Source organism: Cytophaga sp. FL35, from assembly GCF_014349235.1.
GTDB lineage: Bacteria > Bacteroidota > Bacteroidia > Flavobacteriales > Flavobacteriaceae > Euzebyella.
The window spans coordinates 199364-212163 of the sequence record NZ_JACSOH010000004.1; the positions used below are offsets into that span (position 1 = coordinate 199364).

Annotated in this window: 13 protein-coding genes; 7 read left to right on the plus strand and 6 right to left on the minus strand. The window is 39.4% G+C overall.

What is annotated here, in order from left to right:
* Positions 1–79: 79 nt before the first annotated feature.
* Positions 80–433: an arsenate reductase family protein gene (locus tag BIZ36_RS04565; protein WP_187456688.1), complete on the plus strand. Its 354-nt coding sequence runs from the start codon at positions 80–82 to the stop codon at positions 431–433.
* A complete protein-coding gene (locus BIZ36_RS04570; RefSeq protein WP_187456689.1) occupies positions 430–1338 on the plus strand; it encodes a DMT family transporter in 909 nt (302 codons plus the stop codon). Before BIZ36_RS04565 ends, BIZ36_RS04570 begins: the two co-directional genes overlap by 4 nt.
* Here the strand turns inward: BIZ36_RS04570 and BIZ36_RS04575 are convergent.
* Together BIZ36_RS04575 and BIZ36_RS04580 are read right to left on the minus strand one after the other, a co-directional pair.
* Positions 1335–1814, minus strand: coding sequence for an acyl-CoA thioesterase (locus tag BIZ36_RS04575; RefSeq protein ID WP_187456690.1), 480 nt, complete (start codon positions 1812–1814; stop codon positions 1335–1337). The two genes, BIZ36_RS04570 and BIZ36_RS04575, sit on opposite strands and share 4 nt — an antisense overlap.
* 419 nt (positions 1815–2233) lie before the next feature.
* Positions 2234–3319, minus strand: coding sequence for a Gfo/Idh/MocA family protein (locus tag BIZ36_RS04580; protein ID WP_187456691.1), 1086 nt, complete (start codon positions 3317–3319; stop codon positions 2234–2236).
* Between the two features lie 152 nt (positions 3320–3471).
* On the opposite strand from BIZ36_RS04580, the gene BIZ36_RS04585 reads away from it, so the two are divergent.
* On the plus strand, positions 3472–4446 hold the full coding sequence (locus BIZ36_RS04585; RefSeq protein ID WP_187456692.1) for an NAD(P)H-dependent flavin oxidoreductase: 975 nt from the start codon (positions 3472–3474) through the stop codon (positions 4444–4446).
* 3 nt (positions 4447–4449) lie between these two features.
* Here the strand turns inward: BIZ36_RS04585 and BIZ36_RS04590 are convergent, their stop codons facing one another.
* A complete protein-coding gene (locus BIZ36_RS04590; protein WP_187456693.1) occupies positions 4450–6102 on the minus strand; it encodes an FAD-dependent oxidoreductase in 1653 nt (550 codons plus the stop codon).
* Between the two features lie 134 nt (positions 6103–6236).
* Here BIZ36_RS04590 and BIZ36_RS04595 point away from each other — a divergent pair, with 134 nt between their 5' ends.
* The 3 genes from BIZ36_RS04595 (at position 6237) to BIZ36_RS04605 (ending at position 8043) form a co-directional block, all read left to right on the plus strand.
* Positions 6237–7199 (plus strand): YheT family hydrolase, encoded by a 963-nt coding sequence (locus tag BIZ36_RS04595; protein ID WP_187456694.1) that lies wholly within the window; start codon positions 6237–6239, stop codon positions 7197–7199.
* Positions 7200–7240: 41 nt separating this feature from the next.
* Positions 7241–7726 carry a c-type cytochrome gene (locus BIZ36_RS04600; protein WP_187456695.1) on the plus strand — a complete coding sequence of 162 codons (486 nt, stop codon included), beginning with the start codon at positions 7241–7243 and terminating at the stop codon, positions 7724–7726.
* Positions 7727–7896: 170 nt separating this feature from the next.
* Positions 7897–8043, plus strand: a complete 147-nt coding sequence (locus BIZ36_RS04605) for a hypothetical protein (protein WP_187456696.1) — start codon at positions 7897–7899, stop codon at positions 8041–8043.
* 33 nt (positions 8044–8076) lie between these two features.
* Here the strand turns inward: BIZ36_RS04605 and BIZ36_RS04610 are convergent, their stop codons facing one another.
* Together BIZ36_RS04610 and BIZ36_RS04615 are read right to left on the minus strand one after the other, a co-directional pair.
* On the minus strand, positions 8077–9660 hold the full coding sequence (locus tag BIZ36_RS04610; RefSeq protein WP_187456697.1) for a SulP family inorganic anion transporter: 1584 nt from the start codon (positions 9658–9660) through the stop codon (positions 8077–8079).
* A gap of 95 nt (positions 9661–9755) precedes the next feature.
* Positions 9756–10730 carry a phytanoyl-CoA dioxygenase family protein gene (locus BIZ36_RS04615; protein ID WP_187456698.1) on the minus strand — a complete coding sequence of 325 codons (975 nt, stop codon included), beginning with the start codon at positions 10728–10730 and terminating at the stop codon, positions 9756–9758.
* Positions 10731–10902: 172 nt separating this feature from the next.
* Between BIZ36_RS04615 and BIZ36_RS04620 the strand changes: the two genes are divergently transcribed.
* Positions 10903–11793, plus strand: a complete 891-nt coding sequence (locus BIZ36_RS04620; RefSeq protein ID WP_187456699.1) for a helix-turn-helix domain-containing protein — start codon at positions 10903–10905, stop codon at positions 11791–11793.
* Positions 11794–11814: 21 nt separating this feature from the next.
* On the opposite strand, the gene BIZ36_RS04625 is transcribed toward BIZ36_RS04620, so the two are convergent.
* Positions 11815–12720, minus strand: a complete 906-nt coding sequence (locus tag BIZ36_RS04625; protein ID WP_187456700.1) for a nicotinic acid mononucleotide adenyltransferase — start codon at positions 12718–12720, stop codon at positions 11815–11817.
* Positions 12721–12800: the final 80 nt, after the last annotated feature.

Consider the following 12800-nt stretch of genomic DNA (forward strand, 5'->3'; position numbering starts at 1 on the left):
TAGTTTAAAGTGAAGGCTAAAAATAGCACAATTGTACGGAATTAGGTTTCTTTGTTGTCACCATTAAAAGTCCTCAATTTTGAAAAAAATATATCATTTAAGCACCTGCGATACATGCAAAAGAATCCTAAAAGAATTAGAACCTTTAAACGGGGTTGACTTACAGGATATTAAAGTAGAAAACATTACTCAAGAGCAATTAGAGAAAATGGAGGAACTAGCCGGTAGTTACGAAGCTCTATTTAGCAAAAGGGCTAAACTTTACAGACAAGAAGGCCTCCATGAAAAAACCCTCTCCGAAGCAGACTACAAAGAATGGATATTGAAGCACTATACTTTTTTAAAAAGACCTGTAGTGATTATCGGCAACGAAATCTTTATAGGGAATAGCAAAAAAACGGTAGAAGCGGCCAAAGCAGCATTACATTCTTGAGTAAAAGAAATCTCGCCATATTAGCAGCTTTAGGGGCTACTACCATTTATGGTCTAAACCATACCATTGCTAAGGGTATCATGCCCAATTTTTTAGAAGCCTTTGCCCTGGTAGAGCTAAGGGTAATTGGCGCTACCCTGCTTTTTTGGTTAATGTCCTTTTTTGGGCCCAAGGAAAAGATAGAAAAGAGAGATTATCTTCGCTTATTTGTCTGTGCCATTCTTGGTATGGGGTTCAACATGCTTACCTTTTTCAAAGGACTTTCGCTTTCGACCCCAATTAATAGCGCCGTACTTATGACTACGTCTCCGATTATTGTCCTGATTCTTTCTGTCATACTAATCAAAGAGAAAGTATTCCCCTTAAAAATAGGGGGTATCATTATTGGCCTTTTAGGTGCGCTAACATTGATATTCTTAAGTAATGAAAGTAGGCAGGACGCTCCCAACATTCCCTTGGGCAACATTTTAATTCTCATGAACGCTACCTTTTATGGTGGTTATTTAATAACAGCAAAGTCCCTAATTGAAAAATACCACCCTTTTACTTTTATGAAATGGCTTTTTTTATTGGGTATTTTCATCTGTTTACCATTTAGCTATCAAGAACTAGTGGACACCCAATGGAATACCCTCACTTTTGATGCTATCTGGAGGATTGCTTTTGTAATCATAGGCACCACCTTTTTTACCTATCTGTTCAATATCTTCGCCCTAACACAATTAAAGGCTTCAACGGTAAGTGCTTTTGTTTACTTACAGCCATTAATAGGGATAATTTTTGCGCTGGTAACAGGACAAGACCAATTAACTACCATTAAGATTGCCGCAGCATGTCTAGTATTTCTAGGGGTATATTTGGCAAGTAAAAAGCCGAACCAAAAAAATAGTTTAGGAAAGATTTAAAACTGAATATCTTTTGGCGCTTTGGCAAATCTTCGGGTATCCTCTTTTGTCAGAACCCTAAACCCTTCTCCCTTCTCCACACCACTAAATGACTTTAAAAAATCATTGGTGAGACCTGTGAGCTTTCGGGTCTTTAAGTCCATCCAAGCACCCATCATTTCGCAATGCGCAAAATTTTCCCCTTTGTGGTTATAAAAATTATGATGGAATTCAAAGAACTTGGCGTCCTCGCTCATCCCCATGATTTCCATAGAAACCTTAATAGGCCTACCAGGAAAAACCTCTTTAAAGTAATACATGTGCTCATGAAAAACCACCGGGCCAATTTGCTCCTTGCCCAAGGTCTCTTGAGTAAAACCCAACTCAAACAGAAAAGCCATACGTGTATGGCTCATATAATTTAGGTAAGAAGAATTGGCCAAATGTCTATTGGCATCTACATCACTCCATCTAATTTCGAACTCTTTTAAATACATAGGGGCGGTTTATTTATTATGCATGCATAGGAACTGTAAAAATAACACCTTTTTTTAAGTCCGCTACCTTGTCTACTGACGAATATAAAATCTTAGAGATATAAATTGAGTAAAAACTGTTCTAGAACTGCACGTGAGGTAAAGGTGTTCAATTAAGAATCCGTATTAGATCATAGGACAACGCTTGCAATTGGCCTTTCCTTTTTTTAAATATTTCTTGCAGCATTTCTTTTTCCTTTTAAAAGTTGTACACTGCACAGGGATAGATTCATTTAAAAAGAAAGGACTAATATAAATCGCTGTCGTCATTATTTTTAACTAATCTAAATAATAGCAAAATTAAACAAACATTTCAAGTAATAAATACGCTCTAACAAAATTATAACCAATAGATGCGGCATTTAATCCAAAACCCGTTCTTACAAGATAACGGAGCTCCCTAACCTAGCAGATTCATTTATAGCCTCTACAATAGCAATATCCTTGAGTCCTTCCTCTCCCGGCACCATCATAGGTTTATTTTGGAGAATGGACAAAGCATCGTCATCCATCTGTTTTGCCTGTTGGTTTTCAATGTAAGTATCCAACAGTTGACCATCACTGGTTTTACCCTTCACTCCGGTGTAGGATTGAAAAGGTTGCAACTGGTACCAGCCGTTTTCACAGTCCGCCTTTAATATATTCACACTTTCCGCAGCGGTAGTCTTACCGCTTGCGGTAAGTCCATCGTTAAAATTTAATGTAAAAATGGTGGTCTCTTCAACTTCCTTAAAAATTTCAGGTCTTGTATTCTTATGTAGGGCAGTTACTGAAATGGGCTCACTTCCTGTGGTATACCTGATACCATTAATGGAATATACGCCCACATCATAAATCAAGCCACCACCTAGCTCTTTGTCCATTCGCCAAGTATTACCGGGGTTTTGTATGTTGAAGCCTATTTCTGCCTTTACCGTTTCTATTTTTCCATAAGGGCGGGTATGAGACCACTTGATCAAAGTTTGTGTGTTGGGCTCATGTTGCATACGATAACCAATGGATAGCTTTACCTTGTTCTTATTACAAGCCTTAATAATTGCTTCGCATTCTTCCACAGTTTTGGCCATTGGCTTCTCACACCAAACATGCTTACCTGTTTCGGCCGCTTTAATGGCATACCGCGAATGCAATCCTGTAGGAAGCACAATATAGATAACGTCAATATCTGGATTGTTGGCAATATCGTCCATATTATCATAATTGTAGATATTCTTATCTAAAATGCCATATTTTCTCTGCCAAACAGGAATTTTATTTGGGCTACCAGTAACTACACCCTTTAATTCACAGTGTTGCGTTAATTGAAGAGCGGGTGCCAACAAATTCTCACTGTAGTTTCCTAGACCCACTAGGCATACACCCAGTTTTTTCTTTTGAAATTTTGATGTAAAAGTGTATTGTGGTAAAACTGACAATCCGCCCATAAACAGACCCGTTTTTTTAATAAATGACCTTCTATTTTTCATTTTCTGAGACTATTTGATGAATAGATACTACAAGGTAACCATAATTAAAGCTCACAAGACCCAATTCTACAGTCACTTACGAAAATATTGCTTATCACAAGAATAGAGTGTAGTTTTATAGACATCACTCTCAACTTAAAATTAAACCTATCATGTCTAATAAACCTTCATTTATATCAGATTTGTCATTACCTGCCATTGCCGCCCCTATGTTTCTTATTTCGGGTCCTGAGCTCGTTATTGAGTGTTGTAAAAATGGTATTGTAGGTACCTTTCCTGCACTAAATCAAAGAACCAGTGAAGGCTTTGAAGAGTGGTTAATTCAAATAAAGGAAGCTTTGGATGCTTTTGAGAAGGAAACTGGTAAAAAGGCGGCACCATTTGGGGTCAACCTTATCGTACACCCCACCAATCCTAGGCTTGAAGCTGATATTAAGCTATGTGTGAAGCACAAAGTGCCTATTATCATTACTTCTCTGGGTGCAGTTTCTATGGTAGTGGACGCCATTCACAGCTATGGCGGACTCGTTTTTCACGATATTATCAAGAAAAGACATGCCGAAAAAGCCCAAGAAGCCGGCGTGGACGGACTCATATTAGTGGCGGCTGGAGCCGGTGGTCATGCAGGTACCATTAACCCAATGACCTTGGTTGCCGAAATAAAGAAATTCTTTAAGAAAACAATTATCCTTTCAGGATGTATAAGCACAGGAAGGGATATTGCATCGGCCTTGCAGATGGGAGCTGATTTGGCCTACATGGGAACTCGATTTATAAATACTACCGAAAGTAAAGCACCAGAAGATTATAGAAAGATGATCGAGGATGCCGGAGCCAATGATGTAACGTATACGGCAGCTATTTCAGGGGTTCACGCCAATTTCCTTTCCAAAAGTTTAAAAGATGCCGGACTTACGGATGAAGACTTGAAAAAGGATACTAAGATTGATTTTGGAAAAGAATTGAATGCGGAAGCCAAAGCTTGGAAAACCATATGGTCTGCCGGACAAGGCTCGGCCCTTATTGATGAAACCTTACCCGTAAAAGACCTAATATCCAATTTAAAATCAGAATTCAGGGAAGCCATTGAAGAACAAGCCAAGATTTTGGAAGTTTATCCTAAATAATCATTAGTTGGAACTGTGCCTAGCTTTTAGCTCGGATAGGAATTGATGCACTTGACTTACCGCCATGGAACCTTCACCAACAGCGGAAGCAACCCTTTTCACGGAACCTTTTCGAACATCGCCTACGGCAAAAAATCCTGGTATACTGGTCTCCAAGGACTGGGGTTTGCGTCTTGGGTAAATATCGCATTTATAAAGGTCCTCTTCCTTTATCCCAGGTCCGGTACATACAAATCCCTTTTCATCTGTGGCCACCACTCCCTCTAACCATTCCGTACACGGTTTGGCACCAATAAATGTAAAAAGATTGGTAATGCTCATTGGTGTCCTAGTGCCTTGTTTGTCTTCCAGCACCAAACTTTCCAAATGGTGCCCACCAATTAATTCTACTACTTGAGAATTCATGATAACGTGAATATTGGGGGCCGCTTCGATGCGCTGGACCAAATAATCGCTCATTTTAGAACCTAAATCATCACCCCTCAAAATTATATGCACCTCGGCAGCATAATCCGCCAAAAAAAGGGCCGCCTGACCGGCAGAATTACCTCCCCCGACTACCCCCACCAGTTCATCTTTACATGCCGTTGTATTCATCCCCGTAGCTGAATAATAAACTCCACTGCCTTCAAACTTGTCTATATTATCGATATCCAATTGTCTATACTCGGCCCCTGTAGCGGCCATTAACGCTTTGGCCTTTACCACCTTGTCATTGGATGCATAAAGAATAAAATGTTCTCCAGTATGTTCTATTTTTTCGGCGCTATGCGGAATGGATATGTTGCAACCAAATTTTTGGGCCTGGAGGTAGGCCTTATTGGCTAAATCCCTTCCTGAAATCCCCGTTGGAAAACCCAAGTAGTTTTCTATTTTAGAACTTTTTCCTGCCTGGCCTCCTGGAGCACTACTGTCAATGGTTACCACACTCAACCCTTCGGAAGAAGCATAAACACTGGCGGCCAGGCCTGCAGGACCGGCACCAATAACAAGCAAGTCAAAAATCTTGTCCTCAAAGTTCATTAAAACACCGGAAAATCTAGCCACCTCATCTAAAGAGGGTTTTTTGTGCAAGTGACCGCCATTACAAATCACAATAGGCAGGTCTTGTTCTCCAAGTTCAAAACTTTGCAATAAATCTGTTGCTTCATCAGACTGGTCCGTATCGAGAAAGTTATACCATATATAGTTTTTGTCCATGAAGTCCCTTATGGCATATGCCTCTTTGGAATTACCGGACCCCACTAACTTAATGCCACCGACGTATTCGTTCAAAATTGCATCCTGTCTTTGCAAGAAGGTATTTAATAACAAATCGCTCAGTCCGCTATTCTTGGCAATCGCTTCCTTCAATTTCTCAGGGGTAATTCTCAGTAATTCGGAATCTTTCTTGGCCACACCTCTAAATTGGGACCCACGATCTGATAGCATGCCACTATCCCCTGAAAACTCACCTTTGTTATGTGTGGCAATGACCCGCTCTTCAAAAGAGGGGTCTAGAATCTTGATTTCTCCTTGAAGGACCACAAAAAAATCATACTTCAATTCATTGATGTCAAATACAACCGTATCGTTCGCAAAATATTCTATTTTACCAAACTGCTTTAACTGACTTATTTGTCTCTGTGTAAGCTGGGGAAATCTTGGGTCGTTCATAATTCCGTTATCTTAAAAGGTAGGAAAAATTACAAATTCTAGGAACATCATTAAATTTACAATAAAGTTGATTTACTTGAGAAATCCTTCTCTGTAGGCCTATTTTTGATTTTTTTTAACCTGAAGTTTACACAATGCCCTTAGTCACCTCAGAATACAATCCTTCTTTACCTTTTAAATTTGGTCATATTTCCACCATCTATTCCGGCCTATTTAGAAAGGTGGAGAATCTTCATCAGCAAAGGGAGCGTTTGGAGTTGGAAGATGGCGATTTTATGGATTTGGATTGGAGCTATGCCAGGGAACCTACGGACCAGGCGGTAATTTTACTTCATGGCCTAGAGGGCAACGGACAAAGACCTTACATAACCGGTAGTGCCAAAATTCTTAACGAGAACGGAATGGATGCCTGCGCCGTTAATTTTAGAGGCTGCAGTGGTGAAACCAATAGACTTTTCAGGTCCTATCATTCCGGCGCCACGGAAGACTTGAATGCGGTGGTTGAACATATCCTTTCATTGAAAAAATATTCAAGCATTTTTATCAAGGGTTTTAGCCTAGGAGGAAATATGACCTTGAAATATGCTGGCGAAAATAGACAACTGCCGCCCGAGCTTAAGGCGGTGATCGGGGTATCTGTTCCCTGCGACCTACACAGTTCCCTGAAACAGTTACTAAAGCCAAAAAACTATGCATATGCGCATCGCTTTAGAAAACACTTGGTAGCCAAACTGAGTATGAAGTTGGAGCTCTTCCCGGATTTGATTACAAAAACCGATGTTGAAAAAATTAAGACCCTAAAAGATTTTGATGAAATCTATACCAGTAAGGCCCATGGGTTTGCCGATGCCCTTGACTATTATACAAAATGCAGCTGTTTACAATTTCTGCCAGATATAAAAGTGCCAACAAAAATCATTAATGCCCTAAACGATTCCTTCCTAGGACCTGAGTGTTTCCCTTTTAAAGAAGCTAAAGAAAATGCCAATTTATTTTTGGAAACGCCAAAATTTGGTGGTCATGTTGGATTCTGGGACAATGGCAATCGATATCACAACGAAAAAAGTGCAATAAAGTTCTTTGAAGCACACATATAAATAGGGGTTATTCTTATATTAGTGCCCATAAATTTGTTACCATGAGAAAATTATTTGTTGTTCTAGCTTTAGGCGGATTGATGGTCAGCTGTGGCGAGAAAAAGAAGGAAGAGAAAAAAGATGGGTTTGAAATGACCCGAACCAAAACCGAAGAAAAAACTGTTGAAGCTAAATCTGAAGGCGTACCTGTAGATATGGACAACGAAGGAGTTGGCCCGTTCAAGGATATTACTTTTGATAGCGAAATTGACACAGAATTGGCCGCCGCTGGCGAAGCTAAGTTCAATGCAATCTGTACCGCTTGCCATATGGCAGAGCAGCGCATGATAGGTCCTGCCCTTAAGGGTGTTTTTGAAAGAAGAAATCCTGCCTGGGTAATGAACATGATTATTGGCCCGGACAAAATGCTTAAGGAAGACCCTATTGCCAAAGCATTGTACGAAGAATACAACAAAGCTATCATGCTTAACCAAAATCTATCTGAAGAAGATACTCGCGCAGTTGCAGAGTACTTAAGAACTCTTTAGAAAAATATACCCTTGTGGTAGGCCGGTTTTCCAAAAGAAAACCGGCCTTTTTATTTTATGAACTTTGGGGTGATTCTCCACTTATTTCATTTTAACATTTTTTTATGAAACGTTTTAAAGGTTATCCGTCTTTATAACCAAACAACATCATCAACAAAACGGACAATTTCATGGAAAACGACAGTACTCTTCACATTGGGGACCAAAATATATCAGAACGATTTCTTAGAAAAAAACGTTCATACATCTCCCTACGAAACTGGATCGGTTGGGCAGGTGGCTACCCTAGCAATAAGGATGAAAAGAACAAGGAATAATTTGGAAAACCATGGGGCTATTGCCACCCCTTTTTAGGAGGAAACCCTATCTGAAACCACTTTGTAAGTAGGATCTTCCAAAACGTTTACGTCAATAATTTCTTGGGCGTTTTCCAACAAGCGTACACAATCCTTGCTCAGGTGTCTTAAATGAACTTTTTTACCCACTTTGGCATAACGCTCGGTAATTTTGTTCAACGCTTCAATTCCTGACATATCTGCCACCCTACTTTCTTTAAAATCAATAATCACTTCATCGGGATCGTTGAGAACATCAAATTTCTCGGCAAACAAAGTGGTTGATCCAAAAAATAAAGGACCATAGATTTCATAGTGCTTAACCCCATTATCATCAACATGCTTGCGGGCCCTGATCCTTTTGGCATTTTCCCAAGAATATGCCAAAGCAGAAATAATTACCCCTAGAAGGACGGCCACCGCTAAATTGTGTGTAATGGCGGTAATGAGAGTTACCAAGACCATCACCACTACATCTGATTTTGGCATCTTGCCAAACGTTTTAAAACTGGCCCACTCAAAAGTACCTATCGCAACCATAAACATCAACCCCACCAAGGCCGCCATTGGTAATCTTTCTATTAGACTAGACCCGAACATAATAAAAACTAAAAGCATAACGGCCGCCGTAATTCCGGATAAGCGTGCCCTAGCTCCGGAAGAAGTGTTGATCAAACTTTGCCCGATCATGGCACAACCACCCATTCCGGAAAGAAAACCGGAAAAAATATTGGCCGTACCCTGAGCTACGCATTCTTTGTTGCCCCTCCCCCTTGTTTCGGTAATTTCATCTACAATATTTAGGGTAAGCAAACTTTCAATCAAACCTACGCCCGCCACAATGGCCGCATAAGGAAATATTATTTGAAAAGTAGCCCAAGTAAAAGGAATCTGCGGGATGGACAAGGGCGGAAAACCCCCACTAATCGTCTCTCCTTCAGACATGGTATCTGCTACGGTTACCGTGTCTATACCAAAACCAATTACAATGGCGGAGACCACAAGAATAGCCAGTAAAGATGAAGGTATAGCCTTGGTAAGCTTAGGGAAACCCCAAATTATGAGCATGGTCAACAAAGTGAGCCCCAACATCATAAAGAAAGAAGAACTTTCTAATAATTGGTCCGTTCCCTTTTGGTAGAAATTTGGGAACTGCGCCATAAAAATGATAATGGCCAATCCATTTACAAAACCGAACATAACTGGGTGTGGTACCAACCTAATAAATTTTCCCAAACGAAGTACTCCGGCCAATATTTGAAGTACGCCCGCAATTATTACAGTAGCAAACGTATATTGTAGAATTTCCTCGGGCCCAATTCCAGGGAAGGTTCTTTTCAATTCTAAAATAAGACCCACAAAAATTACCGCTACAGCACCTGTAGCCCCGGAAATCATTCCCGGTCTACCACCAAGAATAGAAGTGATCAAACAGAGAACAAAAGCCGCATAAAGTCCGGTTAAAGGTGAAAAACCAGGAATTAGCGCAAAAGCAATAGCCTCCGGTACAAGGGCCAAGGCTACTGTCAAACCCGAAAGGATTTCGGTTTTATAATCTACTTTCTGCTTAAAATCGAAAAGGTTGAAATACTTTTTCATGGCTAAATTTTGAGCGGGCAAAATTAGCCTAAAATAAGCTAGCAGCCTAGTAATGAACTATAATAAGCTCCTTTTTTATGGGATATACCATCAAATTACCAATCTCTGAGGCCTAATAGTTTTTCTCCCAATTCCGTTAATTCGGCTTTTTCATACTTGGTCTGTTCCCAATTTCTGGGGTCTCCGGGGAAGGCATATCCTTCTGGTGCTATCCTGTTTTTCCAAGAATTGATTCTCCATTTACGCATGGCCTCGTTTTCCTCTTCCGCAGGCATCATAGAAATATATTGGGCAATTCTCACCTTATCCTTCGATTTGTTTGGCCGAATTCCGTGAGGTTGCGTACTATTGAAAATCAACAAATCACCCGCTTCCATTTTTACCTTTACGATTTTATCCTCCAAACCAGTAATGTCAGGTTGAAAATGGTCTCTATCTTCAGGCTGGGTAAGTTTCCAGCTATCATAGTTTCTATAAAGCCAAGGAATACATTGAAAACCTCCCATATTTTCATCGGTTTGATCTGCCAGTGCCAATACCCCTTGAACATTCTGAGGTTTGGTCTCCGGGTCATAGTCCCAATGGATAAAACCTTTCTTAGTAACACCATCTGGCAACGGAAAATTTAAATTTGCACGATCTATAGTAACCCATAACTTTTCAGTTCCCCAGACATCTACAAAAGCATCATACACTTTTTGGGTCTGCCTATTATTCCAAAGATGCTGATGGTTGTAAACCTCTACCATACCTGTTCCGGTAAGCTCCTTCATCTTCATTTCCGCTCTTGGCGGCGTATACCAAGTGTTAGAATCTCCAGGATCTTTCTCATCAAATTCCCAGATAAAATCTGCGGTAGCTTTTGCCTGCTCTTTGGTAATGGCATTTTTAACTACAATGTACCCGTTCTCCTTCCAAAACCGCCAATCGAACTCACTTAAAATCCTTAAAGGTTCCCCATTGGAGCGATCGTTTAATTGTAGTTTACTACTTGTTGCCGTAGATGGATTTCCTGGAATGGCCTCGTGAGCTTTGTTAGCTATTTCAACTTTTTCTTCTATCTGTCCCATAGTTTTAAATTAGGTTTACCGATTTTACTTGATGATAAAATTATAGTAGAACAATTTTCAATACCACCTTAATATTGACCACAATTTGAACAATATTGATATTTATTTATATGAATATCCATTATTTTAATAATTTAGTGAAACCCTCATCATAATACTATCATTCATTCCTGTGAAGATTCAGCTTGAAACCATAACACCTGCATCGGACAGTACATTTAGGTTATTGCACGACCCTAAACTCAACCATTTATTTTACTGGCATTTTCATCCGGAGTATGAGCTTGTCTACATAGAAGGTGCTAGTGCCACCAGACATGTAGGGGACCATATTTCTACATTTGAAGGGAGTGATTTGGTTCTTATTGGGTCTAATATTCCACATTTAAATTTTGATTATGGTGTAACATCCACCTACAGGAAAGAAGTTCTTCACATAAAACCCTCATTTAAAGAAGATTTTATATCTCCACTTCCAGAATTAAAGAACATTAGCCGACTTATGGACTTGGCACGGTACGGAATAGCTTTTTCCGGAGAGACCAAAAGACAAATAGGAGCGCTTATGAAAGAACTGCACCAGTTGGCTCCCTTTGAGTTTTTCATGAGGGTGATGCAAATACTCAAACTGCTCTCCAACAGTAAAGAATTTGAACTGTTGCACAAAAGACCGTTCGAGCATTCTTACAGTTCAAAGGAACAATCCAGGATTAGGGAAATTTATGCGCTTATTGACGAACGATACCAAGGTAAAATTCCGGTAGAGGAGGTGGCCAGCATGTGTAATCTAAGTAAACCAGCCTTTTGTAGGTATTTTAAAAAAGCTACTAACACTACCTTTATCGGGTTTTTAAACCAATACCGTATAAGTCAGGCAAAAAGACTTCTTCTAATGGAAAAAAATGTTAGCGAGACCTGCTTTGAATGCGGCTTTGAAAGCCTATCCTACTTTAACCGAACTTTTAAAAAAATAACCGGGGAAAATCCTTCTGATTTTAAGAAAAGAATGAAAACCAAAACCGCCCCTTATTCTTTCGAACAGGGGCGGTCTCTAACTAAATAACCAACCAAAAAAATCTTTATCTCATTTTCTACTTCTTTCGACCTTCATTACAGGATTAGAAGTTTTAATTCTTTTTTTGCCTACCGAGTTATCACTCGATTTTAAGTACTGTCTGTAACCTCTGCCTTTAAACCTGTAGACGGTTTCGCTACTAGGGTGGTACAGTTCCACAGTACTGTCATTAATAACGTACAATTCAAAGTAATCATTGCTCGATGAACGGTAAGCCAGTGTTAAAGTTTTAAGCATTTCATCGTACGCAGTGTCATACACCCGATATTCTCCTTCAAAATCCCATTGTAAATTGGATATTGGAGTTCCCGGAGCATCTATAGAAGACTGAAACATGTCTGTATTAAAACTTAAGAAGTTTTCATTATCAAAGTCATTTAACATTCCTTCTTGACTTGTATATACCTTTTCCCAGACATCATATTCTTGTAGGAAATAAGAAAGATTATCATAAAATATATAGTCAAAATCAAATTCGTTCATCTGATAACCTTCCAAAAAATAAGAGGTATCAGATAAGGAATCATATAATTCCAATGTATTATGGTCTACCACAAAAACATCCATAAAGTACCGTCCATATACATCATGGTCAATCTGAATCTCTCCTAGGCCACTTTCATAGAAACCTACATCTATGCCTAAGCCACTACCCGTTTTTCCAATGCCTACCAATTTATTATTGGCGTATAGAGTGCCATTTACAAAAGATAAGGTAAATGCATATTCCATAAAAGCTACCTCACCCGCACCTTGGGTAGCTGTTATATCTACATACCATAAATCATGTGACCTTAAAAGAGATTCAGTAGACACTGCCGGTTCATCTATATAAGAATCTTCTATCAATACCTCCGTATAACAAGAAGAAAGTAACAGGCTAACAAACAAAAGATTAAGTATTTTTATTTTCATAATTATAGTGGTATTGATTCTAGATAAGAATAACAACAGCCATGCCAATATTTTTAACTATATGATAATCAACAGATAAG

Bases quoted from the DNA above. Each gene is read 5' to 3' on its own strand.
- BIZ36_RS04575 (WP_187456690.1), bottom strand. From the start codon at position 1,814: ATGTATTTAAAAGAGTTCGAAATTAGATGGAGTGATGTAGATGCCAAT.
- BIZ36_RS04580 (WP_187456691.1), bottom strand. From the start codon at position 3,319: ATGAAAAATAGAAGGTCATTTATTAAAAAAACGGGTCTGTTTATGGGC.
- BIZ36_RS04585 (WP_187456692.1), top strand. From the start codon at position 3,472: ATGTCTAATAAACCTTCATTTATATCAGATTTGTCATTACCTGCCATT.
- BIZ36_RS04590 (WP_187456693.1), bottom strand. From the start codon at position 6,102: ATGAACGACCCAAGATTTCCCCAGCTTACACAGAGACAAATAAGTCAG.
- BIZ36_RS04595 (WP_187456694.1), top strand. From the start codon at position 6,237: ATGCCCTTAGTCACCTCAGAATACAATCCTTCTTTACCTTTTAAATTT.
- BIZ36_RS04600 (WP_187456695.1), top strand. From the start codon at position 7,241: ATGAGAAAATTATTTGTTGTTCTAGCTTTAGGCGGATTGATGGTCAGC.
- BIZ36_RS04605 (WP_187456696.1), top strand. From the start codon at position 7,897: ATGGAAAACGACAGTACTCTTCACATTGGGGACCAAAATATATCAGAA.
- BIZ36_RS04610 (WP_187456697.1), bottom strand. From the start codon at position 9,660: ATGAAAAAGTATTTCAACCTTTTCGATTTTAAGCAGAAAGTAGATTAT.
- BIZ36_RS04615 (WP_187456698.1), bottom strand. From the start codon at position 10,730: ATGGGACAGATAGAAGAAAAAGTTGAAATAGCTAACAAAGCTCACGAG.
- BIZ36_RS04625 (WP_187456700.1), bottom strand. From the start codon at position 12,720: ATGAAAATAAAAATACTTAATCTTTTGTTTGTTAGCCTGTTACTTTCT.